This is a genomic window from Serpentinimonas sp. SSL01 (genome assembly GCF_056323735.1).
This window is the reverse complement of sequence record NZ_CM150487.1, coordinates 955,073-980,787: the sequence shown is the minus strand read 5'-3', so window position 1 is coordinate 980,787 and position 25,715 is coordinate 955,073. Positions and strand designations below refer to the sequence as shown.

General features: G+C 66.1%; 24 protein-coding genes and 1 tRNA gene. 18 read left to right on the top strand and 7 right to left on the bottom strand.

Annotated features, from left to right (window positions below; translation table 11 throughout):
- Positions 1-6: 6 nt before the first annotated feature.
- The 4 genes from ACVMK0_RS04765 to ACVMK0_RS04750 form a co-directional block, all read right to left on the bottom strand.
- Positions 7-1,575, bottom strand: coding sequence for a DNA recombination protein RmuC (locus ACVMK0_RS04765; protein WP_476464480.1), 1,569 nt, complete (start codon positions 1,573-1,575; stop codon positions 7-9).
- A 170-nt stretch (positions 1,576-1,745) separates the two neighbouring features.
- Positions 1,746-1,835: transfer RNA gene (locus tag ACVMK0_RS04760), tRNA-Ser, on the bottom strand.
- 124 nt (positions 1,836-1,959) lie between these two features.
- Positions 1,960-2,880, bottom strand: a complete 921-nt coding sequence (locus ACVMK0_RS04755; RefSeq protein ID WP_476464479.1) for an SPFH domain-containing protein — start codon at positions 2,878-2,880, stop codon at positions 1,960-1,962.
- Positions 2,881-2,896: 16 nt separating this feature from the next.
- Entirely contained in the window at positions 2,897-3,373 is a 477-nt protein-coding gene (locus ACVMK0_RS04750) for an NfeD family protein (protein ID WP_476464478.1), read from the bottom strand.
- Between the two features lie 137 nt (positions 3,374-3,510).
- Between ACVMK0_RS04750 and ACVMK0_RS04745 the strand changes: the two genes are divergently transcribed.
- Entirely contained in the window at positions 3,511-5,805 is a 2,295-nt protein-coding gene (locus ACVMK0_RS04745; protein WP_476464477.1) for an Orn/Lys/Arg family decarboxylase, read from the top strand.
- Positions 5,806-5,899: 94 nt separating this feature from the next.
- Positions 5,900-6,127 carry an HP1242/YdcH family protein gene (locus tag ACVMK0_RS04740; protein WP_476464476.1) on the top strand — a complete coding sequence of 76 codons (228 nt, stop codon included), beginning with the start codon at positions 5,900-5,902 and terminating at the stop codon, positions 6,125-6,127.
- Positions 6,128-6,142: 15 nt separating this feature from the next.
- On the opposite strand, the gene ACVMK0_RS04735 is transcribed toward ACVMK0_RS04740, so the two are convergent.
- Positions 6,143-6,766 carry a C40 family peptidase gene (locus ACVMK0_RS04735; protein ID WP_082027418.1) on the bottom strand — a complete coding sequence of 208 codons (624 nt, stop codon included), beginning with the start codon at positions 6,764-6,766 and terminating at the stop codon, positions 6,143-6,145.
- Between the two features lie 171 nt (positions 6,767-6,937).
- On the opposite strand from ACVMK0_RS04735, the gene ACVMK0_RS04730 reads away from it, so the two are divergent.
- From ACVMK0_RS04730 to ACVMK0_RS04720, 3 genes are all read left to right on the top strand, one after another.
- The gene (locus tag ACVMK0_RS04730) at positions 6,938-7,555 is read left to right on the top strand and encodes an isochorismatase family protein (protein WP_476464475.1); all 618 of its coding nucleotides are present in this window, start codon (positions 6,938-6,940) and stop codon (positions 7,553-7,555) included.
- A gap of 88 nt (positions 7,556-7,643) precedes the next feature.
- Positions 7,644-11,684 carry a phosphoribosylformylglycinamidine synthase gene (purL, locus tag ACVMK0_RS04725; protein ID WP_476464474.1) on the top strand — a complete coding sequence of 1,347 codons (4,041 nt, stop codon included), beginning with the start codon at positions 7,644-7,646 and terminating at the stop codon, positions 11,682-11,684.
- A 50-nt stretch (positions 11,685-11,734) separates the two neighbouring features.
- Positions 11,735-12,592 (top strand): YbgC/FadM family acyl-CoA thioesterase, encoded by an 858-nt coding sequence (locus ACVMK0_RS04720; RefSeq protein WP_045535413.1) that lies wholly within the window; start codon positions 11,735-11,737, stop codon positions 12,590-12,592.
- On the opposite strand, the gene ACVMK0_RS04715 is transcribed toward ACVMK0_RS04720, so the two are convergent.
- Both ACVMK0_RS04715 and ygfZ read right to left on the bottom strand, forming a co-directional pair.
- Positions 12,544-13,737, bottom strand: a complete 1,194-nt coding sequence (locus tag ACVMK0_RS04715; protein ID WP_052468424.1) for an NRDE family protein — start codon at positions 13,735-13,737, stop codon at positions 12,544-12,546. The genes ACVMK0_RS04720 and ACVMK0_RS04715 overlap by 49 nt on opposite strands.
- Positions 13,738-14,790, bottom strand: coding sequence for a CAF17-like 4Fe-4S cluster assembly/insertion protein YgfZ (ygfZ, locus tag ACVMK0_RS04710; protein ID WP_476464473.1), 1,053 nt, complete (start codon positions 14,788-14,790; stop codon positions 13,738-13,740).
- Between the two features lie 208 nt (positions 14,791-14,998).
- On the opposite strand from ygfZ, the gene mltG reads away from it, so the two are divergent.
- The 13 genes from mltG to ACVMK0_RS04645 all read left to right on the top strand — a co-directional run bounded on the left by mltG (position 14,999) and on the right by ACVMK0_RS04645 (position 25,706).
- Positions 14,999-16,006, top strand: coding sequence for an endolytic transglycosylase MltG (gene mltG, locus ACVMK0_RS04705; protein ID WP_144400274.1), 1,008 nt, complete (start codon positions 14,999-15,001; stop codon positions 16,004-16,006).
- A complete protein-coding gene (gene tmk / locus ACVMK0_RS04700) occupies positions 16,003-16,719 on the top strand; it encodes a dTMP kinase (protein WP_045535409.1) in 717 nt (238 codons plus the stop codon). The genes mltG and tmk overlap by 4 nt, the downstream gene beginning before the upstream one ends.
- Positions 16,716-17,723 carry a DNA polymerase III subunit delta' gene (locus tag ACVMK0_RS04695; protein WP_476464472.1) on the top strand — a complete coding sequence of 336 codons (1,008 nt, stop codon included), beginning with the start codon at positions 16,716-16,718 and terminating at the stop codon, positions 17,721-17,723. Before tmk ends, ACVMK0_RS04695 begins: the two co-directional genes overlap by 4 nt.
- Positions 17,720-18,085, top strand: coding sequence for a PilZ domain-containing protein (locus tag ACVMK0_RS04690; protein WP_045535405.1), 366 nt, complete (start codon positions 17,720-17,722; stop codon positions 18,083-18,085). The genes ACVMK0_RS04695 and ACVMK0_RS04690 overlap by 4 nt, the downstream gene beginning before the upstream one ends.
- 16 nt (positions 18,086-18,101) lie before the next feature.
- Entirely contained in the window at positions 18,102-18,932 is an 831-nt protein-coding gene (locus tag ACVMK0_RS04685; protein WP_476464471.1) for a TatD family hydrolase, read from the top strand.
- 59 nt (positions 18,933-18,991) lie between these two features.
- A complete protein-coding gene (locus ACVMK0_RS04680; RefSeq protein ID WP_171820281.1) occupies positions 18,992-19,606 on the top strand; it encodes an ankyrin repeat domain-containing protein in 615 nt (204 codons plus the stop codon).
- A 173-nt stretch (positions 19,607-19,779) separates the two neighbouring features.
- Entirely contained in the window at positions 19,780-20,238 is a 459-nt protein-coding gene (locus ACVMK0_RS04675; protein ID WP_045535399.1) for a tripartite tricarboxylate transporter TctB family protein, read from the top strand.
- A 51-nt stretch (positions 20,239-20,289) separates the two neighbouring features.
- The gene (locus ACVMK0_RS04670; RefSeq protein WP_476464470.1) at positions 20,290-21,810 is read left to right on the top strand and encodes a tripartite tricarboxylate transporter permease; all 1,521 of its coding nucleotides are present in this window, start codon (positions 20,290-20,292) and stop codon (positions 21,808-21,810) included.
- 106 nt (positions 21,811-21,916) lie between these two features.
- Positions 21,917-22,582 carry an exopolysaccharide biosynthesis protein gene (locus ACVMK0_RS04665; RefSeq protein ID WP_476464469.1) on the top strand — a complete coding sequence of 222 codons (666 nt, stop codon included), beginning with the start codon at positions 21,917-21,919 and terminating at the stop codon, positions 22,580-22,582.
- Positions 22,583-22,670: 88 nt separating this feature from the next.
- The gene (locus tag ACVMK0_RS04660) at positions 22,671-23,498 is read left to right on the top strand and encodes a transporter substrate-binding domain-containing protein (RefSeq protein WP_082027233.1); all 828 of its coding nucleotides are present in this window, start codon (positions 22,671-22,673) and stop codon (positions 23,496-23,498) included.
- A gap of 37 nt (positions 23,499-23,535) precedes the next feature.
- Entirely contained in the window at positions 23,536-24,198 is a 663-nt protein-coding gene (locus ACVMK0_RS04655) for an ABC transporter permease (RefSeq protein ID WP_284738159.1), read from the top strand.
- Positions 24,195-24,908, top strand: a complete 714-nt coding sequence (locus ACVMK0_RS04650) for an ABC transporter permease (RefSeq protein ID WP_045535392.1) — start codon at positions 24,195-24,197, stop codon at positions 24,906-24,908. Before ACVMK0_RS04655 ends, ACVMK0_RS04650 begins: the two co-directional genes overlap by 4 nt.
- Positions 24,909-24,926: 18 nt before the next feature.
- Positions 24,927-25,706: an ABC transporter ATP-binding protein gene (locus ACVMK0_RS04645; RefSeq protein WP_476464468.1), complete on the top strand. Its 780-nt coding sequence runs from the start codon at positions 24,927-24,929 to the stop codon at positions 25,704-25,706.
- The last annotated feature ends 9 nt before the right edge of the window (positions 25,707-25,715 follow it).

The following is a 25,715-nucleotide window of genomic DNA, read 5'->3' as shown; positions in this document are numbered from 1 at the left end:
TCGGACTCAGTTCGACGGCTCGTCCTCGAGCGCCAACAGGTCGCTGGCCTCAAGGCCGGTGGGTGCGTTGGCGGGCAATGCTTCTACGTCGCGCAACTTGCGCTCGATGGCGCGGGTGCGGGTGCCGATTTCGCTGAATTTTTTGGCGGCGTTGTCGATCGACTTGTGGGTGGCGTCCACGATCTCGCCAAATTTCTTGAACTCGGTCTTGACGCCAGACAGGATGTGCCAGACCTCGGACGAACGCTGCTCGATTGCCAGCGTGCGAAAGCCCAAGCGCAGGCTGTTGAGCATGGCTGCCAAGGTGGTCGGGCCGGCGACGACGATGCGGCACTGGTTCTGCAGCGCCTCGACCATGCCCGGGATGCGGCAGACCTCGGCGAACAACCCCTCGGTGGGCACGAACAGGATGGCGAAGTCGGTGGTGTGCGGCGGGTTCAGGTATTTGTCTTGGATTTTTTTGGCTTCGAGCCGCAGCGAGGATTCAAAGGCGGTGGCCGCTTTGAGGATGGCGTCTTTGTCGGCCAGCTCGTGGGCGTCCATCAGGCGCTGGTAGTGCTCGACCGGGTACTTCGAGTCGATGGGCAACCAAACGACGTCGTCCGCGCCCTTGCCGGGCATCTTGATGGCGAACTCGACCAGTTCGTTGCTGCCGGGCACCGTCTTGACGTTTTTGGCGTACTGCTCGGCCGTGAGCAAGCTCTCGATGATGGCGCCGAGCTGCACTTCACCCCAAGTGCCGCGGGTGCGTACGTTGGTCATGACGCGCTTGAGGTCGCCCACGCTGCCGGCGAGGGTCTTCATTTCACCCAAGCCGGTGTGCACCTGCTCGAGGCGCTCGCTCACCAGTTTGAACGAATCGCCCAAGCGTTGCTCGAGCGTGGCGTGAAGCTTTTCATCCACGGTGCGGCGCATTTCTTCGAGCTTGCTGGTGTTGTCGGCTTGGATGGCCGCCAGACGCTCGTTGAGCGCGGTGCGCAGCTGCTCGGAGTTTTGCTGGCTGCCCTGCACCATGCCCTGCAGTTGCTGCGCCACGGCGTCTTGCAAAGTGGAGAACTGGTTGCGAATCTGGTTGCCGTTGCCGTCGAGCTGGTCTTTAAGCGCGCCCGACATCACGCCCAGCTGGCCGACGATGTCTTTTTTCAGGGCATCCAGGGTGCTGGTGGTGGCCAAAGCCAAGGCATCGACGCGGCCCGACATCGAGGCCTCGAAGCCCCCGAGGCGCTGCTCCAGCTTGGCTTCTAGGGTGCCAAAGGCCGTGGTGAGCTCGGCGCGGCCTTTGCGCGACTCTTCCACCGTTTTTTCGAGCTTGTCGTCGAGGATTTTGCGCAGCGCTTCGTGCGACAGCATGGCTTGGGCCGTGAACTCGCGCAACTGGGCTTGGGTGCGCTCGTTGCCGGCTTCGTTGCGTGCGCTCGACTGATTCAGCGCCTGCAGCGAAGCCTCCATCAAACCCAGCCGAACCGTCAGGTCTGCGAGCCATTCGACCCGATTTTTGCGCAGCAGCAGAATGAGCAGCAGCAGGACGCTGATGACACCTAGGCCGAGGGCGGCCAATGCGATGGGTTCAAACATGGTTGCAAGGCCTCGCCTGTGAGCAGCAAAACGCGGTAGCGGGAAATAGAATGCGACGACGGCGCGGGGCCAACGCTGGCACCCCAGTTTGCCAAAACGGGGGCATCAAAGCCAAAATCGGGGTGGATCGCCCGAAAAGTCGCTGGCAGCTCAATCGAACTGCAGAAATGTGGCGGAGAGAGCGGGATTCGAACCCGCGGTGGGGGTTAGCCCACACACGCTTTCCAGGCGTGCGACTTAAACCGCTCATCCATCTCTCCGGGTAGCCCAGCATTCTACACTGGCGGCGGCGCTGGCTGACCGAGCGCTGGCTTACCGAGCGGCGGCGCCCGCGCTTCCTGGCAGCGGCGCCCGCGCCGCGGGGGTAGGGCCGCGGCTGGGGGCTCAGGCGCTGGGCTTGAGTGTGCGCACCATCTGCATCGCCGAGCCGATCAGGTGGCCGACCTCCGTCATGTTTGAGGGCACGATCAGGGTCGTGTGGGCATCGGCCGCCACTTTGGCGTAGGCTTCGACGGCTTTTTCGGCCACTTTGAGCTGCACCGCCGCCTCGCCGCCGTCGGTGCGGATGGCGTGGGCGATGCGCTCGATGGCTTGCGCCGAGGCTTCGGCCACCGCCAAAATGGCCGAGGCTTGGCCTTGGGCCAGGTTGATGGCGGCTTGGCGTTCGCCCTCGGAGCGGGCGATGGAGGCTTCGCGCTCGCCGTTGGCGATGTTGATCTGCTCTTGCTTTCGCCCTTCCGACGCGGCGATCAGGGCGCGCTTTTCGCGCTCGGCGGTGATCTGGGCCTGCATCGAGCGCAGAATCTCGGCCGGGGGCGTCAGGTCTTTGATCTCGTAGCGCAGCACCTTCACGCCCCAGTTGAGCGCGGCTTCGTCGATGGCGGTCACCACCTGCGAGTTGATCAGGTCGCGCTCTTCGAAGGTTTTGTCGAGCTCCATGCGGCCGATGATGCTGCGCAGCGTGGTCTGCGCCAGCTGCGTGATGGCCAGCATGAAGTTGGACGAGCCGTAGCTGGCGCGCATGGGGTCGGTGACCTGAAAGTACAAAATCCCATCGACCTTGAGCTGGGTGTTGTCGCGCGTGATGCAAATCTGCTCGGGCACGTCGAGCGGGATCTCTTTCAGGCTGTGCTTGTAGGCCACGCGCTCGATGAAGGGCACCAGAAAGTTGAGCCCGGGCCCGAGCGTGCCGGCGTATTTGCCCAAGCGCTCTTTGACCCAGGCGTTTTGCTGCGGCACCACTTGGATCGAGCGCACCACGAACACGATGGCGACGATGACGACGGCGAGGGCGATGAACTCCATGGCAGGATTCCTTGGTTTAGTGAGAGGGCGCGCCGGGGTCTGCTGCGGCGCTGGGCGGTTCGGGGTCGAGGGCTTGCACGATCAGGGTGTTGCCGTGCACCTGCACGATGCGGTAGCGCGTGTGCACACCGGGGCTGGTGCCGGGTTGGAGCTGCACGCTCCAGTTGGCGCCGCGGTAGCGCACCTGCGCCCAGCCGTCGGCTGGCCAGCGTTCCACCACCAGCGTCTGCCCGATGTCGAGGTTGATGTCGGGGTTGCGTTCGGCTGTGGCTTGGATGGGGTGCCGGGCGCGCCAGCGCTGCCACAGGGCCACCGCGCCGCCGCCCACGATCGCGGCCGTGAGCAGCTGCCCCGTGAGCCCCAGCCCGGCGTGCGCCGCCAGCGCACCGGCCACCAAGCCGACCGCGAGCATGAGCAGAAAAAAAGTGCCGGTGAGCAATTCGAGCACGATCGCCAAGCCGGCCAGCAGCCACCACACCATCCAATCCGTCATACGCGTGCCCCGCAGTCAAAACCAATGCGGCCAGCATAGCGCATTAAGCGCACGCGTGGTGCACAATCGCTGCGCCGCCCCCAGACCCAGAGGCCACGGGGGGCTTGCGTCATATTGAGTCTCTACACTGGTGCACCATGAAATTTCGCTTCCCCATCGTCATCATCGATGAAGACTTCCGCTCCGAAAACACCTCGGGCTTGGGCATTCGTGCGCTGGCGCAAGCCATCGAGAGCGAGGGCTTCGAGGTCGTGGGCGTGACCAGCTATGGCGACCTGAGCCAGTTTGCGCAGCAGCAAAGCCGCGCCAGCGCTTTCATCCTGTCGATCGACGACGAGGAATTCACCCCCGGCCCCGACCTAGACCCGGCGGTGCTCAACTTGCGCCACTTCATCGACGAAGTGCGGCGCAAAAACGCCGATGTGCCGATCTACATCTACGGCGAAACCAAAACCAGCCGCCACCTGCCCAACGCCATTTTGCGCGAGCTGCACGGCTTCATCCACATGTTTGAGGACACGCCCGAGTTCGTGGCGCGCCACCTCATCCGCGAAGCCAAGAGCTACCTCGAGGGCATCCAGCCGCCCTTTTTCAAGGCGCTGCTCGACTACGCCGAAAACGGCTCCTACAGCTGGCACTGCCCTGGGCACTCGGGCGGGGTGGCGTTCCTCAAATCGCCGGTGGGGCAGATGTTTCACCAGTTTTTTGGCGAGAACATGCTGCGCGCCGACGTCTGCAACTCGGTCGAAGAGCTGGGCCAGTTGCTCGACCACAACGGCGCCATCGGCGAGAGCGAGCGCAACGCCGCGCGCATCTTCAACGCCGACCACTGCTTTTTTGTCACCAATGGCACCAGCACCAGCAACAAAATGGTCTGGCACCACACCGTGGCCCCGGGCGACGTGGTGCTGGTGGACCGCAACTGCCACAAGTCGGTGCTGCACAGCATCATCATGACCGGGGCCGTGCCGGTGTTCCTCAAACCCACGCGCAACCACTGGGGCATCATCGGCCCGATTCCGCAGAGCGAGTTCGAGCCCGACGCGATCCGCGCCAAGATCGAGGCGCACCCGTTGCTGGCCGGCGTTGATGCACAAACGGTCAAACCGCGCATCCTGACGCTGACGCAGTCCACCTACGACGGCGTGCTCTACAACACCGAAGCCATCAAACAGATGCTCGATGGCTACGTGGACAACCTGCACTTTGACGAAGCTTGGCTGCCGCACGCCGCCTTTCACCCCTTTTACGGCACCTTCCACGCCATGGGGCGCAAGCGCGGGCGGCCGCAGCATTCGGTGGTTTATTCCACCCAGAGCATCCACAAGCTGCTGGCCGGCATCAGCCAAGCCAGCCACGTGCTGGTGCAAGACTCGCAGAGCACGCCGCTGGATCGGCACCTGTTCAACGAAGCCTACCTGATGCACACCAGCACCAGCCCGCAGTACAGCATCATCGCCAGCTGCGACGTGGCCGCCGCCATGATGGAGCCGCCCGGCGGCACGGCGCTGGTCGAAGAAAGCATTGCCGAGGCGCTGGACTTCAGGCGCGCCATGCGCAAGGTCGATGCCGAGTTTGGCGACGACGATTGGTGGTTCCAAGTCTGGGGCCCCGAGGCGCTGGCCGAAGAGGGCGTGGGCCGGGCCCACGACTGGATTTTGCAGCGCACCAACGCCGACGGCCAGCCGCTGCTGCGCGGTGGCGACGCTTGGCACGGCTTTGGCGACATGGCGCCGGGCTTCAATATGCTGGACCCGATCAAAGCCACCTTGCTCACGCCGGGGCTGAACATGAAGGGCGACTTTGCCGCCAGCGGCATCCCGGCCAGCATCGTCACAAAATACTTAAGCGAGCACGGCGTGGTGGTGGAAAAAACCGGTCTCTACAGCTTTTTCATCATGTTCACCATCGGCATCACCAAGGGCCGCTGGAACACCCTGCTCACCGCCTTGCAGCAGTTCAAGGACGACTACGACCGCAACCAGCCGCTGTGGCGCACCATGCCCGAGTTCTGCGCCAAGCAGCGGCGCTACGAAAAAATGGGGCTGCGCGACCTGTGCCAGCTGGTGCACGAGCTCTACGCCAAATCCGACATCGCGCGCCTGACCACCGAGATGTACCTGAGCGACCTGACCCCGGCCATGAAGCCCAGCGATGCCTTTGCCCACATCGCTCGCCGCCGCACCGAGCGCGTGCCGATCGACGCGCTCGAGGGCCGCATCACCACCGCACTCATCACCCCGTACCCGCCCGGCATCCCGCTGCTCATCCCGGGCGAGGTGTTCAACCGGCGCATCGTCGATTATTTGAAGTTCGCGCGCGATTTTGCCAAGCAGTGCCCGGGCTTCGAGACCGACATCCACGGCTTGGTGGTCGAGCAGGATGCCGACGGGCGCAAGGCCTACTTTGCCGACTGCATCAAGGCGACCTAGAGAGGCTGGACCAGCCTCTGACTCGGTTACAGTAGCCCATGTAGCTGCGGCCGCGTGGGCTGTGCAGCCGTTTTTTTAGCAAAAAGGAGCAAGCATGTTTCCAGAGTACCGCGATCTGATTTCTGAACTCAAGGTGAGCGACCACCACTTTGGTCGCCTGTTCGAGAAGCACAACGAGCTCGACCACACCATCAAGAACATGGAAGCCGGCACCGTGGTCGGCAGCCAAGACCAGATCGAGACCCTGAAGAAGGAAAAGCTGCGCCTCAAGGACGAGCTGTACGTGGCGTTGAAGAAAGCCGAAGCGGCGCGGGCGGTGTGATTTGGGCCAGCCGAACTAGCGTTGCGTCAGCAGTTCGGCTTGCATAGGCGCGGGTGGGGTGCGGGTTGTCAAACCGGCTACTTGAACCCGCCGCGCGCCGTTAAAACGCGTGGCCCAGTAGCGCAGGCCCATGCTTTCGATGCGCACCCGCGCCCCGCTGCGCGGCGAGTGCACGAAGCGGTCGCCGCCGATGTAGATGCCCACGTGGCTGTAACGCCGCCCCAAGGTGTTGAAAAAGACCAAGTCGCCCGGGGCCAGTTCGCTGCGCTCGATCGACTCGGTCGCGCGGGCTTGGTCGCGCGCGATGCGCGGCAGCTGCAACCCCATCACTTGACGAAACGCCGCCTGCACGAAACCGCTGCAATCAAAACCTTCTTCGGCGCTGTCGCCGCCTAGCCTGAACGGCACCCCGAGAAAACCCAGCGCGTGCACCACCAAGCTGGAGTGCAGAGGGCGCTCGAGTTCGGCATCCTCTGCAACCGAACCATCGGATGCCACGACTGGATTGAAGGGGGGGGCGGACCCCAAGGCCGCGCTGGGTGGGGCGACCAAGCCCTGCTGATGCAAAAAATCCGCCAACGCATCGGTGGCGTGGGCGGATGCGGGCACAATCAAGGCCGCTGCCGTGACAGCGGTCATGGCCGTTTTGGCCAGCCAAGCCGTTGCGCTGGATGCACGCGGTGTCATCCTATCGCCGTGCGGAGGTGTTGCAGTGGTTGGGCTCATGGCCGCAGAGTATAAGCAAAGCCCCGTGTTGTCAATGGCTTGAAATTCGCACTTGAAGTAAACCCCCAAACCAGACCCCTTGCCATGCTGCTCGAACTCGACGATTGCCAACTGGTGCTGGTGGACTACCAGACCAAACTGATGCCCGTGATCGCTCACGCCGACGAGGTGCTCTCGCGCGCCCTGCTGCTGGCGCGTGCTGCTCAAGCCTTGGGTGTGCCGGCTTGGGGCACCGAGCAAAACCCGCAGCGGCTGGGCCCCAATGCGCCCGAGCTGCGCGCCCTGTGCCAACAGACCTTCAGCAAGATGCATTTCAGCGCCTGCGAGTCGGGCTTGATCGATGCCCTGCGCCCGCCCGAGCAGCCCGCCGCGCCCAAACCCGCCGGCAACGCCCGCAGCCTGCCCAGGCACCTGCAAAAACCGGCTGCCGCGCCTGCGCCCGAGCGCCAGACGGTGCTGATCGCCGGTTGCGAAGCGCACGTATGCCTGCTGCAAACCGCGCTCGGCCTACTGGAACGCGAGTTCGATGTCTGGGTGGTCACCGACGCCTGCGGCTCGCGCCGCGAGCGCGACCGCGACGCCGCCTTCGACCGCTTGGCCCACAACGGTATCGAGCTGGTGACGAGCGAAATGGTGCTGTTCGAGTGGCTGCAGCACTGCGAGCACCCGCGCTTTCGTGAGCTGCTGGCTTTGATCAAATGATCTCGATCGGGGCTGGGGGGCCCAAAACGGGCCGGTAAAATCGCTTGCATCGCTGCACCACCGCAGCACTTATTTTGGCTCCCACACCGTGACCTTACACCTGACCCCGATCGAGGGCGGCGACGCCTTAAGCCCCTTTCGTGCCCAGCAAATCCTGCCGCTGCTGCAGGCCGCATCGGCTTCGATCGTTGAAGTGTCGGCGCGCCACGTGTACTGGGTGGCCACGCCCGATCCTCTGACCGCAGCCCAGCTGCAAGCCTGGCAGGCGCTGCTGGGTTGCAGCGCACCGGTCCATGGTGCAGCCGCAGGCGAGGGCGCGCTGGTGGTGGTCACGCCGCGGCTGGGCACCGTATCGCCTTGGGCCTCGAAAGCCACCGACATCGCCCGCAATTGTGGCTTTACCGTGCGCCGCGTTGAGCGCTGCACCGAATACCGACTGCGGCTGCGCGGCGGCCTGTTTGGCCGTGCGCCCGAAGGCCTCAGCCCAACCCAGTGGCAGCAGGCGGCGGCGCTGCTGCACGACCGCATGACCGAAAGCGCCTTACCCAAGCGCGCCGACGCCCAGCGCCTGTTTGCCGAACTGCCGGCGGCGCCGTTGGAGCACGTGGATGTGCTCGGTGCCGGCCGGGTGGCGCTGGAGCAGGCCAACCGCGCTTGGGGCCTAGCGCTGGCCGAGGACGAAATCGACTACCTGCTGGCGGCCTTTGTGGGGCTGGGGCGCAACCCCAGCGACGTCGAGCTGATGATGTTCGCGCAGGCCAACAGCGAGCACTGCCGGCACAAAATCTTCAACGCCGAATTCGTCATCGACGGCGTGGCGCAGCCGCAGAGCCTGTTTGGCATGATCCGCCACACGCACCAAAGCCAGCCGCAACACACCGTGGTGGCGTACTCCGACAACGCCGCCGTGATGGAGGGGCACCGCTTGCAGCGCTTCGTGGCGCGCATGGCGCAGCCCGATGCGGTGCCGGTCTATGCCGCCGAGGACGCCGAGCAGCACATTCTGATGAAAGTCGAGACGCACAACCACCCCACCGCGATCTCGCCCTTTGCCGGGGCCGCCACCGGAGCCGGCGGCGAAATCCGCGACGAAGGGGCCACCGGTCGCGGGGCCAAGCCCAAGGCCGGGCTCACGGGTTTTAGCGTCTCCAAGCTCTGGGGCGGCTGGTCTGACCTGCCCGAGGGCAAGCCCGAGCACATCGCCAGCCCGCTGCAGATCATGATCGAGGGGCCGCTGGGCGGGGCCGCTTTCAACAACGAGTTTGGCCGCCCCAATCTGCTGGGCTATTTTCGCGAATACGAGCAGGTGGTGGGCGGGCTGCGACGCGGCTACCACAAGCCGATCATGATCGCGGGCGGCATCGGCCAGATCGACGCCGCGCTCACGCACAAGGTGCAGTTTCCGCCCGGTTCGCTGCTGATCCAGCTCGGAGGGCCGGGGATGCGCATCGGCATGGGCGGCGGCGCCGCCAGTTCCATGGCCAGCGGCACCAATGCGGCCGAGCTCGACTTCGACTCGGTGCAGCGCGGCAACCCCGAGCTCGAGCGCCGCGCCCAAGAGGTGATCAACCACTGCACCGCGCTGGGGGCGCAGAACCCGATCCTGTTCATCCACGACGTGGGCGCGGGCGGCTTGTCCAACGCCTTCCCGGAGCTGGTCAACGACGCCGGCCGTGGCGCGCGCTTCGACTTGCGCGCCGTGCCGCTGGAAGAATCGGGCCTGTCGCCCAAAGAAATCTGGTGCAACGAAAGCCAGGAGCGCTACGTGCTGGCGATCGCGCCCGACGCGCTGGCCCAGTTCCAGGCCTTTTGCGAACGCGAGCGCTGCCCCTTCGCCGTGGTGGGCGTAGCGACTGAGGAGCGCGAACTGGTGCTGACGGATGGGGAGGGTGTCACCCCTGCGGTCCAGATGCCGATGGACGTGCTGCTGGGCAAACCACCCAAAATGCGGCGCGAGGTGCACAGCGTGCCGCGCCCCCAAGCCGCGCTCGATCTGCACGAAGTGGATCTGCAAGCCAGTGTGATAGCAGTGCTCAGCCACCCCACGGTGGCCAGCAAGCGCTTTCTCATCACCATCGGTGACCGCAGCGTGGGCGGCCTGACGCACCGCGACCAGATGGTGGGCCCGTGGCAGGTGCCGGTGGCCGACTGCGCCGTCACCCTGGCCGACTATGCCGGCGTGGCCGGCGAAGCCATGAGCATGGGCGAGCGCAGCCCGCTGGCCGCGCTCAACGCCCCGGCCGCAGCGCGCATGGCGGTGGCCGAGGCCATCACCAACCTGCTGGCGGCGCCGATCGAGCTCGGGCGCGTCAAACTCTCGGCCAACTGGATGGCCGCTTGCGGCGAACCGGGCGAAGACGCCGACCTCTACGCCAGTGTGCGCGCCGTCGGGCTCGAGCTGTGCCCGGCGCTGGGCGTGAGCATCCCGGTGGGCAAAGACAGCTTGTCGATGCGCACCCAATGGCGCGCCGACGGCCAAACGCTCAAAGTCACCTCGCCCGTGAGCCTGATCGTTAGCGCCTTTGCCACCTTGGCCGACGTGCGCGGCACCCTGACGCCGCAACTGCAGCGCGGGCCCGATTCGGAGCTGCTGCTGATCGACTTGGGCCGGGGTCAGATGCGCTTGGGCGGCTCGATGCTGGCGCAGCACCTCGAGCAAAGCGGCGACGCCGTGCCCGATCTCGACCAGCCGCACGATCTGGTACAACTGGTGCACGCCATCAACGCCTTGCGCGCCCAAGGCCTGCTGCTGGCCTACCACGACCGCAGCGACGGCGGCTTGCTGGCGGCGGTGGCCGAAATGGCTTTTGCCGGCCAAGTGGGCGTGGCGCTCAACCTCGATGCGCTGCTGCTCGAGGGCGACGGCATTGCCGACAGCCGCATGGACAGCGGCGACAGCAAAAACTGGGCGGCCCAAGTGGCGGCGCGGCGCGAAGAGCGCACCTTGCGCGCGCTGTTCAACGAAGAGTTGGGCGTGCTGCTGCAGGTGCGCCACGCCGAGCGCACACCCGTGATGCAGGTGCTGCGCGCACACGGGCTGGGTGCCTGCAGCCACTTCGTCGGCAAGGTGCAAAGCCCAACTTGGCCCAGCGCCGGGGCCACCAGCCCAGACGCCGCCGCCCCCGAGCAACGGTTGCAAATCTGGCGCGACGCGCGCAAGATTTTTGACTCCAGCCTGCAAGACCTGCAGCAGGTCTGGGACAGCGTGAGCTGGAAAATCTGCCGCCTGCGCGACCACCCGGGCTGCGCCGACGCCGAACACGCCGCCCTGGGCCAGCCGAACGACCCCGGCCTGCACCTGGCGCTCACGTTCGATGCGGCCGAAGACGTGGCGGCGCCGTACCTCAATCTGGCGCGCCCCAAAGTGGCGATCCTGCGCGAGCAGGGCGTGAACTCGCAGCTCGAAATGGCCTATGCGTTCCATCTGGCCGGCTTCGAGGCGCACGACGTGCACATGAGCGATCTGCACAGCGGCCGCGCGCACCTGCGCGACTTCAAAGGCCTGGTGGCCTGCGGCGGCTTCAGCTACGGCGACACGCTGGGTGCCGGCATCGGCTGGGCGCGCTCGATCACTTTCAACGCGGCGCTGGCCGAGCAGTTTGCGGCCTTCTTTGCGCGCCCGGATACATTTGGCTTGGGCGTGTGCAACGGCTGCCAGATGTTTGCCGAACTGGCCGAGCTCATCCCCGGCGCGCACGCTTGGCCGCGCTTCACCAGCAACCAGTCGCAGCGCTTCGAGGCGCGCCTGAGCTTGGTCGAGGTGCAAAGCAGCCCCAGCCTGTTCTTTGAGGGCATGGCCGGCAGCCGCCTGCCGATCGCGGTCGCGCACGGCGAGGGCTACGCCAATTTCGCCCAACGCGGCCACGCCGAGCAAGCCATCGCCGCGCTGCGCTTTGTCGATCACCACGGCGCCGCCACCCAAGCCTACCCCTACAACCCCAACGGCAGCCCGGGTGGCCTGACCGGCGTCACCACCGCGTGCGGGCGCTTCACCGCCCTGATGCCGCACCCTGAGCGCGTGTTTCGCAACCTGCAGCTCAGCTGGACCGACCCGCGCCACAGCGGCGCGCTCGAAGGCCCCAGCCCGTGGCTGCGCTTATGGCGCAACGCGCGGCGCTGGGTGGGCTAGAAAGGTCGGCGCTGCTTACCGCAGCACCCCAGCTCCTCATTTTTTAAAAAATGACCCCAGAAAACTTCCGTTTTTCGCATAGGCTGCGGGTGCGCTGGTCCGAAGTCGATATGCAAAAGATCGTCTTCAATGCGCACTATCTGGCGTATTTCGACCTCGGCATCTCGGAGTACTGGCGCGCCCTCGCGCTGCCCTACGAAGACGCGATGGCGCAGCTCGGCGGTGAGCTGTATCTGAAGAAAAGCACGCTCGAGTTCAACGCCTCGGCGCGCATGGACGACCAGCTCGACGTGGCGCTGGCCTGCCAGCGGCTGGGCAACACCTCGATGACGCTGCGCGGCGCCGTGTTGCGCGCCGGCCAGCCGCTGGCGCTGGGCGAACTGGTGTATGTGTTTGCCGACCCCAGCTCACAGCGCCCGCGCCCCGTGCCTGCGGCCTTGCGTGCGCTCATCGAAGCTTTTGAGGCGGGCCAGTCGGTGCTGGATCTGCGCCGGGGCAGCTGGGACACGCTCGGCCCCGACGCGCAGCGCGTGCGCACGGCGGTATTTGTGCAAGAGCAGGGCATTGCACCCGAGGACGAATGGGACGCCGCCGACGCCGATTGCCTGCACGCGGTGGCCTACAACCGGCTCGGGCAGCCGGTGGCCACGGCGCGCCTGCTGCCCGCCCAAGCCGGGGTGGCCAAGCTCGGGCGCATGGCGGTGCATCGGGTGCTGCGCGGCACCGGCGTCGGCCGCCAGCTGCTGAGCGAGCTCGCGCAGGCGGCGCGCGCGCGCGGCGACCGTTGCTTGCGCCTGAGCGCGCAGCGCAGCGCCGAAGGCTTTTACCAGCGCCTGGGCTTCGAGGCCCTGGGCCAACCCTACGACGAAGTGGGCATTCCCCACATCGAGATGCAAAGGCTGCTGTAGCCGCTCTGGGTCAGCAGCGAAGGATGGGGCGCGCGAGGGTTTGCGTGCGGCTGGGGCGCTGGGTTCTGCAGGGTGGGTGCGGCCGTCAGGCTGGTGGTTTGTATGGCCGGCACTGGCGCTGGCGGCCGGTGTGTCCACTCCTGCACTTCGAGCCGGCTGCTGGCTGCCGATGGGCGCAGCCAGCGCGCGATCAGGCTGCTGCGGGTGCCGTAGCCGTGCTGCGGCATGCACACAAAGGGGCTCGAGAGCAGCCGCTCCAGCTCCAGCGGCACCCCGGTGGCAGGCAGCTGATCATCCGGGGCTGGGCAGCGGTCCAGCAGCGCCTCGAGCAGCAGGGTCTGCCAACACGCTTGGGCCAAGGTTGCAGGGGTGGAAGCCAACGCTGCACTGTGCAAGGCCAAAGTTGGCTCTTGCAAGACGGAAGCGACCGCCGATTTGAGTCGCAGCAGCTTGGGCCATGGGCTGTCGAGGGCGGCGTTGGACAGTCCGTACACGCCGGGAGGGAGCGCCGCGCCGCACCAGCCGGGGGGCAAAAAGTCGCGGGGCAAGTTCAGGGGCAGTGGGGATGCGCTGGCTTTTTCAGCGGCGTGGCTGGCGTGGTTGGGAATCTGCATCGGCGCCGGAGTCGGCGTCGCTGCTGCTGAACCTTCGCGCTCCATGCGGCGCGGGCGGTTCGAGAGCCAAAACCAGTGGCCGCTGACGCAGTCGCCCAGCACGAGGTTAAAGCCGCCGTAAGCGCTGGGGTCGGTCTGCTGCAGCAGGGTCTGCAAATCGTGCCAGGCCTGCGGGCCAAAGGGCAAGGTCTGCGCGGCACCCACAGGCAGGCCAAGCGCTTCTGGGCTAGGCGGTTCAGTGTGAGGTGGCGGCCCAGCCAGCCAGCGCGTCACCAGTTCGCCGCGGCTGCGCGCCGCTTTCTCGGGCTGGCCGTCGCGCACGTTGGTGAGCAGGGCCACCCGGCCGGCCGCCGAAAAGCCCAGCCAGGTGCCACCGGCGAGCAGATCGCGGCCGCCATACACCGTCTGGCCGTTATCGAGCTGCCACGCCGCCAGCGGCAGGGTAGGGCGCTGCCAGTATTCGTCGCGGTTGGCTGCCAGCAGCAGCGGGCAGTCGGGGCGCTGGCCGATGGCCAAGGCGATCAGGCACATTCACACATCGGCCAACAGTTCGTAGGGCAGGGGCAGCACATGCAGGGCCGCGCCATCGGGTGTGCCTAGGCGCAGCGTCTGGCCGTCGGCAGCGCTGGTCTGCAAGCTGAGCAAGGCGTCGAAACCGCCCGCCGGGTGCGCGGCGGCCTGCACCACCACGCCACAAGGTTGCTCGGCGTCGCTGGGGTGGAATACCGCTTGCCCAGCAATGGGGGCGCTGCCGGTGCCGGTGCCGGTGTTGGGGCAGTGCGAAAGATAGGCGCGGCGCTTCAAGGTGCCGCGAAACTGGCTGCGCGCCACCACTTCTTGGCCAGGGTAGCAGCCTTTTTTGAAGTTCACGCCCCCGACCGATTCGTAGTTCAGCATCTGCGGCACCAGCAGTTCAACCAGTGGCCGGCTGAGCAACACCACCGCGCTGCGCACCTGCAGCCAGTCCCAGTGGGCTAGGGGCAGGGGGGTGGCTTGGGATTGAGCTTGAGCTTGGGCTTGTACTGCTGGCTCATGGGCACCCGCATCGCTTTCCACGCACAGCAAAGCCCGGCCCAAGCCCGCCACCGCCGGCAGCCGCACCCAAGTCTGCGCCCCAGCGTCGAGCTTACTCCAGGTGGGCGCGGGCAAGTCGGCCGCCACCGCCGCCCCCACCGCGCCCCACAGGCCGCAGCGCTCCGAGGCATCGCTCAGGCGCACCTTGGCGCGCAACACGAAGCGCTGCAGGTGTTGCAGGGTTTGCGGCAGCAGGTCGCGCGCGCACAACAGCAGCACGCGCTCGGGGCCGCGCTTGAAACCGATGAACGAGGCCAGCATCCGCCCCTTGGCGTTGCACAGCGCCGCCAGCCGCGCCTCGGCTTGGCCGAGCAGGGCAAAGTCGTTGCTCAACTGGTTGTGCAAAAAGCTCGCCGCATCCGGCCCCTCAGCGGCGATCACGCCCCAAGCGGGCAGGGGCGCGAGGCCGCTCCAGCCGTCGGGGGCGAAATCGGGGCTGCTGGCAGGGCTGGTAGCGGATGGCTGGTGTGCTGACGCGGGGTCTTGCAGGGGCGGGTGATCGGGGTTCATCGAGGGCGGTGGTATCACGGGGGATTATCGGGAGGCGAACAAGGTTTGTGCGGGTTGGAACGTGCGCGGTGCGCCATCTGGGCGCAGCGACCCGGCGGCACAACAAGCGGGCGTCACTTATGATCGCAAGCAATCCAGATTGTCCACTAGGGCGCGCAATGGCGCGCGTCGCTGCATCTGGCACCGATTTTCTCAGAGGTGTTAATCCGTGTTCCGAACCTTGAAATGGCTGCTGCTGGCCGCAATCGCCGGCGCCGTGTTGCTGGCCGCGCTGGCCGCTTGGTGGTTGCAGCGGCCGCTGCCCTTGGCACCACAGGCGCAGGGCGTGGTCGATGTGGTGATCGAGCCCGGCACCTCGGCGCGTGGGGTGGCGCGGGTGCTGGTGCAAAGCGGGCTGCAAACCTCGCCCGATCTGCTGTTTTTGTGGTTTCGTGCCTCTGGGCAGGCGCACCGCCTGCAGGCCGGCACCTACGAATTTGGCCCCGACACCAGCCCACGCGAGCTGTTGCGCAAACTGGTGGCTGGCGAGCAGGCGCTGCGCCGCATCACCTTGCTCGAAGGCTGGACTTACTATCAGGTGCTGCAAGCGCTGCGGCAAGCCGACGCGCTGGTGTACGACCTGCCCGCGCAAGCCAGCTCGGCTGAGCTCATGCGGTTTTTGGGCCTGCCGCACAAGCACCCCGAGGGGCGGTTTTTCCCCGACACCTACGTCTATCCCAAAAACTCCAAGGCCTCGGCCCTGCTGCGCCAAGCCGCTCAGGCCATGGACAGACAACTGGCCCAAGCCTGGGAGCAGCGCCACCCCAATCTGCCGCTGCGCAACCCCGACGAGGCGCTGATTCTGGCCAGCATCATCGAGCGCGAAACCGGGCTGCCTAGCGACCGCCCGATGGTCTCGGGGGTGTTCAACAACCGGCTGCGCATCGGCATGCGGCTGCAGGCCGACCCCACCGTGGTCTATGGCTTGGGGCCTGGGTTCGATGAGCGCTTGCGCCGCATCCACCTGCAAACCGACACGCCTTGGAACACCTACACCCGCGCCGGCCTGCCCCCGACCCCGATCGCCATGCCCGGCATGGCCTCGCTCTTGGCCGCCGTGCAACCGGCCGATACCCAAGCCATGTACTTCGTGGCCCGGGGCGACGGCTCGAGCGCCTTCAGCCGCACCTACGCCGAGCACAATGTGGCGATTCGGCGCTACATCCTCAACCAATGACGACGCCTCCCGCACCTCACCAGCCACCTGCCAGCGCTACAGGCTGTTTCATCACCTTCGAGGGCATCGACGGCGCCGGCAAGTCCTCGCACATCGAGCCCTTGGCCCAAGCCTTGCGCGCTCAAGGCTGGGCGGTGCGGCTCACCCGCGAGCCCGGCGGCACACCGCTGGCCGAGCAGCTGCGCACCCTGCTGCTGCAGCAACCCATGGACGCCCTGACCGAGGCGTTGCTGATGTTTGCCGCCCGGCGCGACCACCTGCAAATGGTGATCGAACCGGCCTTGGCACAAGGCCAAGTGGTGCTGTGCGACCGCTACACCGACGCCACCTTTGCCTACCAAGGCCACGGCCGCGGCTTCGATTTGCAAGTGCTGCAGACGCTGGAGCAGTGGGTGCAGGCCAGCCCTCCATCCAGCCTCGACACCCCCGCCAACCTCGCAAGCCCTGCCAGCACGGTGCGCCAACCCGACCTCACGCTCTGGTTCGACCTGCCCGCCGCCACCGCTGCCGCACGCTTGGCCGGGGTGCGCGCACCCGACAAATTTGAGGCCGAACCGCAGGCCTTTTTCGAGCGCGTGGCGGCCGGCTACGCAGCGCGCTGCGCCCAGTGGCCGCAGCGTTTCGAGCGCATCGACGCCAGCCTGCCCCTAGAGCAGGTCTGGCAGCAGGTGTGCACCGTGGTGCAGCGGCGCGGTCTGCTGAGCCCCACATGAGGCAAGCCCTGCCGCCGTGGCTGCAGCGCCAGCTGGCCAGCCTGCGCCAGCAGCGCAGCCACGCCCTGCTGCTCAGCGGCCCGCCCGGCCTCGGGCAGTACGAGCTGGCTCTCGAGCTGGCACGGGTCTGGTTATGCGAGCGCCCCAGCGACCAAGGCGCCTGCGGCGCTTGCAGCGGCTGCCACGCCATCGAGGTGCGCACCCACCCCGACCTGTTCGTGCTGCTGCCCGAGGTGCTGGCGATCGAACTCGGCTGGCCGCTGGACCCCAAAACCCAAGACAAGATCGACAAAAAAGAACTCAAACCGAGCCAGTTCATCCGCGTCGATCCGGTGCGCGCCGCGCTGGCCTTTAGCCAAGTCACGGCCTCACGCGCCGCCGCCAAGGTGGTGCTGATCCACCCGGCCAACCGGCTCAATATTGAATCGGCCAACGCGCTGCTCAAAACGCTGGAAGAGCCGCCTGCGGGGCTGCGCTTCATCCTCAGCACCGAGGCCGCGCACGCCCTGCCGCCCACCATCCGCAGCCGCTGCCTGACGCAGCAAATGGCTTGGCCCACCGAGCCCGAGGCGTTGGCGTGGCTGGCGCAGGTCGCCGCGCCCGGCACCCCGGAGCCGCAGTTGCAGGCAGCCTGGCGCGCCAGCGGTGGCCGCCCCGAAGCCGCGCGCCAGTGGCTGGCCAGCGGCCTCGACGCCGCGCTGTGGGCCAGCCTGCCCAAACGCGTGGCTGCAGGCGATTTGGGCCCCGTGCGCGAGTGGCCGCTGGCGCAGCAGATGGGCTTGCTGCAGCAGCTCTGCCACGACCTGATGAGCACCGCCGTAGGCGCCGAACCCCGCTTCTTTGCCGCTGCCGATCTGCCCCCCGCACCACCCTTGGCAGCACTCAGCGCCTGGCAGCGCGACCTGGTGCAGGCTGCGCGCACGCTCGAGCACCCCTTTCAAGCCGCCTTGTTGCACGAGGCCTGGGCGCTGCGCGCACGCCAAGCGCTACACTCGCGCCCATGAGCACTGCCGAAGCCCCGGCGGCCACCCGCCCCACCGTCATCCAGTTGTCGATCAAGGAAAAAGCCGCCCTCTATGCGGCCTACATCCCCCTGTTCACCGAAGGCGGCATCTTCGTGCCCTCGGTGCGCGAATACCAGCTCGGGCAAGACGTGTACGTGCTGCTCACCCTGCCCGACGAAGCCCAGCGCTACCCGGTGGCGGGCAAAGTGGCGTGGATCACCCCCGCGGGCGCAGCCCATGCGCGCACCCAAGGCATCGGCGTGCGCTTTCCGGCCGACGAAAAATCCAAGCAGCTCAAAGCCCGCATCGAAGAAATCTTGGGCGCCCATCTGGCCTCCGATCGCTCCACCCAAACCATTTGAAAGCATCGCGCCGAGGATGTACATCGACTCCCATTGCCACCTCGATTTTGCCGAGCTGCGCACGCTGCTGCCCGACGTGCTGGCCGCCATGCAACAAGCCCAAGTGGGCGGCGCCCTGTGCATCAGCACCACCATGGAAACCTTCCCCGCTGTGCTCGAACTCGCGCAGCAGCACCCACAACTCTGGGCCACCGTGGGCGTGCACCCCGACAACGAAGGCGTGCACGAACCCACTGTGGCCGAGCTGCTGGCCGGCGCGCAGCAGCCGCGCGTGGTCGGCATCGGCGAGACCGGGCTCGACTACTACCGCCTAGGCGAGCGCAGCGTGGCCGACATGGCGTGGCAGCGCGAGCGCTTCAGGGTGCACATCCGCGCGGCGCGGCGTTGCGACTTGCCGCTGGTGATCCACACCCGCGCTGCAGCGGACGATACGCTGGCCATCCTCAAAGAAGAGGGCGGTTTTGTGCCCGGCGCCGACCCCACGCCCGAACTGCCCCCGGCGCGCGGCGTGTTCCACTGCTTCACCGAAAGCGCCGAGCTGGCGCAGGCTGTGCTCGAACTGGGGTTCTACATTTCCTTTTCGGGAATCATCACCTTTCGCAACGCCGTCGAACTGCGCCAAGTGGTGAGCCTGGTGCCGCTGGAGCGCTGCCTGATCGAGACCGACAGCCCCTATCTGGCGCCAACCCCCCACCGCGGCAAGCTCAACACCCCCGCCTATGTGCCCCACGTGGCGCAGCAGCTGGCTGCCACCAAGGGCCTGAGCTTGCCGCAGGTGGCGCAGGCCACCACGGCCAATTTTTTGCGCCTGTTCAGCGCCGTCAGCCTGCCGGCCGAGATCACATGAAAAAGCTTTTACAACTAATTGTTTTAGCTATTTTTTATGCTTCTTTGTCGGGCCCGGCCATGGCCCAAACCGGCTCCTTCGAGCGCTTCTTCATGGCCATCAGCCGCGACGACGTCGGCCCGATTATCGAGCTGCAACTGCGCGGCTTCGATATCAACGCACCCAATCCCGATCTGGTGCCGCCGCTGGTGCTGGCCATTCAGACCGATTCGCTGCGCGTGGCGCGCCACCTGAGCGAGCAGCCCGGGCTCAATCTCGAAGCGCGCAACCCGGCGGGCGAAACCGCGCTCATGCTCGCCGCCATCCGCGGCCACCTCGATCTGGTGCAGCGCCTGCTCGAGCGCCGCGCCCAAGTCAACCACCCCGGCTGGACGCCGCTGCACTACGCCGCCAGCCACGACGGCGAGCGGGCGCTGCCCATCGCGCAGCTGCTGCTGGAGCACCACGCCTTCATCAACGCGCGCTCGCCCAACGGCAGCACGCCGCTGATGCTGGCAGCGCACTACGGCCGGCGCGAGGTCGTCGAGCTGCTGCTGCGCGAGGGCGCCGAACCGCTGGCGCGCAACCAGCAAGGCCTCAACGCCATCGACTTTGCCATGCTGGCGCGCCGCGCCGACGTGGCCGAAGCGATTGCCGCCAGCGTGCGGGCGCAGCAGGGCCGCGGCACCTGGTAACGCAGCCCAAACACACCCCGCTTAGCTGCCGCTGCCGCATCGCCGCGCTTGTGCAGCAAGGCGTACGGCGGTGGCTGCAGTCGATACGTGCAATTACTTAAACCAAGGCGGCCCTTTTGCGGTTCCAATCTGGGCAGTATCCGATACCTTCAGACCCTACCAAGGCTCACCCCATGCGCAACAAAGACCTACACGACCTTTTAGGCGGCTTGATCATGCTGGCCATCGGCGCCTTTGCCGCCATCTACGCCTACATCAACCTCGACCTCGGCAGCCTGCGCAGCATGGGGCCGGGGTTCTTCCCGATCGTGCTCGGCTCCGGGCTGGCCGTGATGGGCCTGCTGATCGCGCTGCCGGCCTTGTTTCGCCCCCGTGCCGGGCCGCTGGGGCTCGATTACAAGGCCCTGTTTTTCGTCACCCTGTCGCTGCTGGTATTTGCCTTTTTGCTGCGCCCATTGGGGCTGATTTTCACCAGCATGGTGATGGTGATGGTGGCCACGCTGCCGCTGTCGCTGGCCACCGTGGGCATCAAAACCCGCATCCTCACGGCCTTGGGTGTGGCCGCAGTCACTTGGTTGGTGTTCATTCTGGGCTTGGGCATGAACCTGCCCACTTGGCCTTGGAGCCATTAAAAAAGCACCCCAATCCCTCCACAAACACTATAAAAAACTTAAGGCTCCACCATGGATATCGCCAGCGGACTGTTGCTGGGTTTGCAGACAGCGATGCAACCCGAGATCTTGCTGTACTGCTTCATCGGCGTTTTTCTGGGTACGCTCATCGGCGTGCTGCCCGGCATCGGTGCCTTGGCCGCGATTTCGCTGCTGCTGCCCATCACCTTTCACCTCGAGCCCACGGCCGCGATCGTGATGCTGGCCGGCGTCTATTACGGCGCCCAGTACGGCGGCTCGACCGCATCCATTTTGCTCAACCTGCCCGGCACCCCATCGTCTGCGGTGGCCTGTCTCGACGGCTACCCCATGGCCAAACAGGGCAGGGCCGGCGTGGCGCTGTTCATGACCACGGTGGCCTCGTTCATCGGCTCCATGTTGGGCATCGTGGCGCTGGTGGCGTTTGCGCCCGGCATCGCCGAGGTCGGGCTGCTGTTTGGCGCCGCCGAATACTTCTCGATCATGCTGCTGGGGCTGATCGCCGCCGCCACGCTGGCCGCCGGTTCGCCCCTCAAAGGGCTGGCCATGGTGCTGTTTGGCCTGCTGCTGGGCACCGTGGGCACCGACGTCAATTCGGGTGTGCCGCGCTTTGATTTCGAAATCCCGGAACTGATGGACGCCATCAGCCTGGTGGCGCTGGCCATGGCGCTGTTTGGCATCGCCGAACTGATCTCATCGGTCAACCTCAAGCGCGACGGCGAGGTCAAAGAAAAAATCACTCTGCGCTCCATGCTCCCGAGCCGGGAAGATGTGCGCCAATCGGTGCGCCCCATGTTGCGCGGTTCGGGCATCGGCGGCTTCATGGGCGCTTTGCCCGGCACCGGGCCCAGCATCGCCGCCTTCATGTCGTACGCGGTGGAAAAGAAAGTCGCCAAAGACCCGAGCCGCTTCGGCAAAGGCGCCATCGAAGGCGTGACCGCACCCGAATCGGCCAACAACGCCGCCGCCCAGACTGCCTTCGTGCCCACACTGTCGCTGGGCATACCGGGCGACGCCGTGATGGCCCTGATGCTGGGCGCGCTCATCATCCACGGCATCCAGCCCGGCCCGATGCTCATGACCGCCCAGCCCGAGCTGTTCTGGGGCCTGATCGTGAGCTTTGCCATCGGCAACATCATGCTCGTGATCCTGAACCTGCCGCTGGTGGGCATTTGGGTCTCGATTTTGCGCATTCCGTACCACGTGCTGTATCCGGCCATTCTGGTGTTCATCTGCTTGGGCGTGTACAGCGTCAACAACAACGTGTTTGACGTCTACATGACCGCCGTGCTGGGCGTGCTGGGCTACGTTTTGCTCAAGCTGCGCTTTGAGCCCGCGCCCTTGCTGCTCGGCTTTGTGCTGGGCCCGATGATGGAAGAGAACTTGCGCCGCGCCATGCTGCTGTCGCGCGGCGACCCAAGCACCTTCATCGAGCGCCCAATCAGCGCCGTCGTGCTGGGCCTGTGCGCGGCTTTGCTGCTGTGGACGGCTTATGCCGCGCTCAAACGCGGCCTCAAGCGCCAAGAGCTAGAGCAAGACCGGATTCCGGCATAATCGGGGGCCATACCGGATCGTGGCGCATGGGTGAGCGCGGCCACGGTGTGGCGCTGAACGGCTTGGATCCAAGCCCCCTAAAGCTCCACAATGTGTATTATGTTAAATGACGAACGAACGCATGCCCGCCGCTGCTGATGCGGCCGCGCTTGATGCGCCCGACACCCTAGCCGAGCACATCGAGCGCGTGCTCACGGCCCTGCCCGAACAAGACCTAACCCTGCACGACATCGTCGAAGCCGTGGGCCCCGACAGCCTGATGCTTTTGACGATCTTTTTGTCGCTGATCTTTCTGGTGCCGGTCTCGATCCCGGGCGTGAGCACCGCCTTTGGGCTGGCGATCGTGCTCATTGGCCTGACGCGCACCTTCCAGCGGAAACCGTGGCTGCCGCAGCGCATCGCTAGGCGCCGTCTGGCGGCGGCACCGCTGCGCGCCGGCCTGCAGCGCGCCACGGTCTGGCTGCACCGCATCGACCGCCTGAGCCGCCCGCACCGCTGGCCGTGGCTGAGCAGCCATGGCCCGGCCACTCTGTGCAACAACTTGGCGCTGGTGTTCGCCGGCCTGCTGCTGATGATGCCCTTTGGGCTCATCCCCTTCAGCAACACCTTGCCGGCGCTGGCGGTGATCTTTCTGTCGGCCGGCATGATGCAGCGCGACGGGCTGGCGCTGCTGCTGGGCTATGCCGCCGTGTGTCTCACGTTGCTCTATTTCGCGTTTCTGATCACCGCTGGCGGTGCCACGTTGATGGAAGTTTGGCAGTGGATGGGCTAAATTGCGGGTGTTTCGGAGTGGGCTCAAAGACCTGCCCGATCTGGGCGGCATAATACGAATTCTTACAATTTTTTGACAGCTCTTTCTCATGAAGCTCAAACTCTTTGCGCTCTTGCTGGCGCTTGTGTCCAGTTTTGCCGTGGCCCAAAACCCGGCCGTATCTCCCTCCCCCCCACCCCCGGCCGCCCAGCCTGCCCAAGCCCAAAATTGGCCGGTGTTGCGGGTGGCGGTGGATGCCACCTACAAACCCTTCACCTACAAAACCCCGGCGGGCCAGCTCACCGGCTTTGACGTGCACATCGCGCAAGCGCTGTGCAACGAAATGCGCCGGCGCTGTGTGTTCGTGGAACAGGTGTGGGACGGCATGATCCCGGGCCTGCTGGCGCGCAAGTACGACGTCATCATCAGCTCGATGTCGATCACCGACGAGCGCCGCCGCGTGGTCGATTTCACCGACAAATACTACAGCACCCCCAGCGGCATCGTGGTGCGCACCGGCACCCCGTTCACTGGGCCCGCTTCGCTGCGCGGCATGCGCATCGGCGTGCTCAAGGGCAGCACCCAAGAGCGCTTCGCCATGAGTCAGCTGCGCCCGGCTGGTGCCATCATCGTGCCCTACGATGCGCAAAACCAAGTCTATCTCGACATTCAGGCCGGGCGCTTGGATGGCACGGTGGCCGATCGGGTCGAGGTCACGGCCGGCTTTTTGAACCGCCCCGAAGGTCGAGCCTTTGGCTTTGTGGGCCCCGAACTGCGCGACCGGCGCTACTTTGGCGACGGCATGGGCATTGCCCTGCGCAAGGGACGCGACGAACTGCGCACCGAACTGAACAACGCCATCCGGGCCATTCGCGCCAATGGCGTGTACGACCGGATTGCACGCCTGTACTTCGATTTCGACATCTACGGCGACTAACCCTGCTGTGGCAGTGGACGGTCACGTTTTATCGGTTTTGTCCGGCGCGCAACTGACGCTCACGGTCTCGCTGGCATCGCTGGGGGTGGCGATTGCGCTGGGTTTGCTCGGGGCGGCGGCCAAACTCTCGCAGCGTCGGCCGCTGGTGGCGCTGGCTGGGGCCTACACCACGTTGGTGCGCGGTGTGCCCGAGCTGATCTTGCTGCTGTTGGTCTATTACGGCGGCACCATCGGGCTCATCCTGCTGTTGGAGCGCTTGGGGCTGGAGGCCGAGGTCAACATCGACCCCTTTATGGCTGGCGTGCTGACCCTCGGCTTCATTTACGGCGCCTTCATGACCGAGACCTTTCGCGGCGCCATGCTGGCGATCCCCAAGGGCCAAGCCGAGGCCGCTTGGGCTTTTGGCATGAGCCCGGCGCGCACCTTTTTTCGCATCACGCTGCCGCAGATGGTGCGCTACGCCCTGCCCGGCTTCACCAACAACTGGCTGGTGCTGATCAAGGCCACGGCGCTGGTGAGCCTGATCGGGCTGCATGACGTGACTTTCCACGCCATGCAGGCCGGTGCCGCCACGCGCGAACCGTTCTACTTTTTGCTGCTGGCGGCGGCGGTGTTTCTGGCCTACACCACCGTTTCGCTGTGGGCGCTGCGCGCCCTAAACCGGCGTTACGCGCTGGGCAGCACCCAGGTCAGCCTGTGAACTGGGACGTGCTGCTGCTGCCCGAGACCTTGGCGCTGTACGCCGAGGGTCTGGTCACCACGCTCTGGCTGCTGGCCGGCTCCTTGTTTTTTGGCGGTGCGTTGTCGCTGCTGCTGGCGCTGGCGCTCACCAGCCGGGTGGCGGCGCTGCGCTGGCTGGCCGGCGCCTACACCTACTGCATCCGCGGCACGCCGCTGCTGATCCAGATTTTTTTGATCTACTACGGCATCGCGCAGCTCGAATGGATACAGGCGCGCTGGGATGCCGTCTGGCCTTGGACGATGTTCAAGGACGCGTTTTTTTGTGCCCTGCTGGCGCTGGCCCTGAACAACGCCGCCTACACCGCCGAAATGCTGGCCGGCGCCATGCGCGAAACCGCCCCCGGCGAGCTCGAGGCCGCGCAAGCCATGGGCATGAGCCGCTGGCAGATCCAGCGCCGCATCGTGCTGCCCAGCGCCTTGCGCCGCACCCTGCCCGCCTACGGCAACGAGGTGGTGATGATGCTGCACAGCACCAGTCTGGCCAGCACGGTGCCGGCTTTGATCGACCTCACGGCCGCGGCCAGCCGCATCTACGCCGATTTTTTTCTGCCCTTCGAAGCCTTCCTGTTCGCCGCTGCGATTTACCTGTGCATCACCTTTATGCTGGTGGGGGTGTTCAAGGCGCTGGAATGGCGCTTTCTGGGCCACTTGCGGCCCCGCAGCCACTAACCCCCCTCCTTTGCATCCATGTCGCTCGCCACCCCATCCAAGCTCGAAGTCATCGACTTGCACAAGCGCTACGGCAGCCACGAGGTGCTCAAGGGCGTCTCGCTCAAGGCGCACGCCGGCGACGTGATCAGCATCATCGGCAGCTCGGGTTCGGGCAAGAGCACGCTGCTGCGCTGCATCAACCTGCTGGAAAAGCCGCACCAAGGGCGCATCATTGTGGCCGGTGAGGAACTGCACCTGCGGCCCACGCGCACCGGCGAGCTCGAGGCCGCCAGCGCGCAGCAGTTGCAGCGCTTGCGCACCCGGCTGGCGATGGTGTTCCAGAGCTTCAACCTCTGGGCGCACATGACGGTGCTGCAAAACATCATCGAGGCGCCGGTGCACCTGCTCAAGCTGCCGCGCGAGCAGGCCGTGCAGACGGCGCGCCTGTACCTAGAGCGCGTGGGGCTGAGCGGGGTGGAAGACCGTTACCCGGCGCACCTGAGCGGCGGCCAGCAGCAGCGGGTGGCGATTGCGCGCGCGCTGGCGGTCGAGCCCGAAGTGATGCTGTTCGACGAGCCCACCAGCGCGCTGGACCCGGAACTGGTGAGCGAGGTGCTGCGCGTGATGCAGCAACTGGCCGTGGAGCACCGCACCATGGTGGTGGTGACGCACGAGATGGGCTTTGCACGCGAAGTGTCTAACCACCTGATTTTTCTGCACCAAGGGCGCATCGAGGAACAAGGCGACCCGCGCGAGGTGCTGGCCCGACCCCAAAGCGAACGCCTGGCGCAGTTTTTGGCCGGCAGCCTGAAGTAGGCTGCAAGC

What these genes read in the sequence shown, in the direction of transcription:
- ACVMK0_RS04765 (WP_476464480.1), bottom strand. Translation starts at nt 1,575, where the DNA reads ATGTTTGAACCCATCGCATTGGCCGCCCTCGGCCTAGGTGTCATCAGC.
- ACVMK0_RS04755 (WP_476464479.1), bottom strand. Translation starts at nt 2,880, where the DNA reads ATGGAGTTCATCGCCCTCGCCGTCGTCATCGTCGCCATCGTGTTCGTG.
- ACVMK0_RS04750 (WP_476464478.1), bottom strand. Translation starts at nt 3,373, where the DNA reads ATGACGGATTGGATGGTGTGGTGGCTGCTGGCCGGCTTGGCGATCGTG.
- ACVMK0_RS04745 (WP_476464477.1), top strand. Translation starts at nt 3,511, where the DNA reads ATGAAATTTCGCTTCCCCATCGTCATCATCGATGAAGACTTCCGCTCC.
- ACVMK0_RS04740 (WP_476464476.1), top strand. Translation starts at nt 5,900, where the DNA reads ATGTTTCCAGAGTACCGCGATCTGATTTCTGAACTCAAGGTGAGCGAC.
- ACVMK0_RS04735 (WP_082027418.1), bottom strand. Translation starts at nt 6,766, where the DNA reads ATGACCGCTGTCACGGCAGCGGCCTTGATTGTGCCCGCATCCGCCCAC.
- ACVMK0_RS04730 (WP_476464475.1), top strand. Translation starts at nt 6,938, where the DNA reads ATGCTGCTCGAACTCGACGATTGCCAACTGGTGCTGGTGGACTACCAG.
- ACVMK0_RS04720 (WP_045535413.1), top strand. Translation starts at nt 11,735, where the DNA reads ATGACCCCAGAAAACTTCCGTTTTTCGCATAGGCTGCGGGTGCGCTGG.
- ACVMK0_RS04715 (WP_052468424.1), bottom strand. Translation starts at nt 13,737, where the DNA reads ATGTGCCTGATCGCCTTGGCCATCGGCCAGCGCCCCGACTGCCCGCTG.
- ygfZ (WP_476464473.1), bottom strand. Translation starts at nt 14,790, where the DNA reads ATGAACCCCGATCACCCGCCCCTGCAAGACCCCGCGTCAGCACACCAG.
- tmk (WP_045535409.1), top strand. Translation starts at nt 16,003, where the DNA reads ATGACGACGCCTCCCGCACCTCACCAGCCACCTGCCAGCGCTACAGGC.
- ACVMK0_RS04695 (WP_476464472.1), top strand. Translation starts at nt 16,716, where the DNA reads ATGAGGCAAGCCCTGCCGCCGTGGCTGCAGCGCCAGCTGGCCAGCCTG.
- ACVMK0_RS04690 (WP_045535405.1), top strand. Translation starts at nt 17,720, where the DNA reads ATGAGCACTGCCGAAGCCCCGGCGGCCACCCGCCCCACCGTCATCCAG.
- ACVMK0_RS04685 (WP_476464471.1), top strand. Translation starts at nt 18,102, where the DNA reads ATGTACATCGACTCCCATTGCCACCTCGATTTTGCCGAGCTGCGCACG.
- ACVMK0_RS04680 (WP_171820281.1), top strand. Translation starts at nt 18,992, where the DNA reads ATGGCCCAAACCGGCTCCTTCGAGCGCTTCTTCATGGCCATCAGCCGC.
- ACVMK0_RS04675 (WP_045535399.1), top strand. Translation starts at nt 19,780, where the DNA reads ATGCGCAACAAAGACCTACACGACCTTTTAGGCGGCTTGATCATGCTG.
- ACVMK0_RS04670 (WP_476464470.1), top strand. Translation starts at nt 20,290, where the DNA reads ATGGATATCGCCAGCGGACTGTTGCTGGGTTTGCAGACAGCGATGCAA.
- ACVMK0_RS04665 (WP_476464469.1), top strand. Translation starts at nt 21,917, where the DNA reads ATGACGAACGAACGCATGCCCGCCGCTGCTGATGCGGCCGCGCTTGAT.
- ACVMK0_RS04660 (WP_082027233.1), top strand. Translation starts at nt 22,671, where the DNA reads ATGAAGCTCAAACTCTTTGCGCTCTTGCTGGCGCTTGTGTCCAGTTTT.
- ACVMK0_RS04645 (WP_476464468.1), top strand. Translation starts at nt 24,927, where the DNA reads ATGTCGCTCGCCACCCCATCCAAGCTCGAAGTCATCGACTTGCACAAG.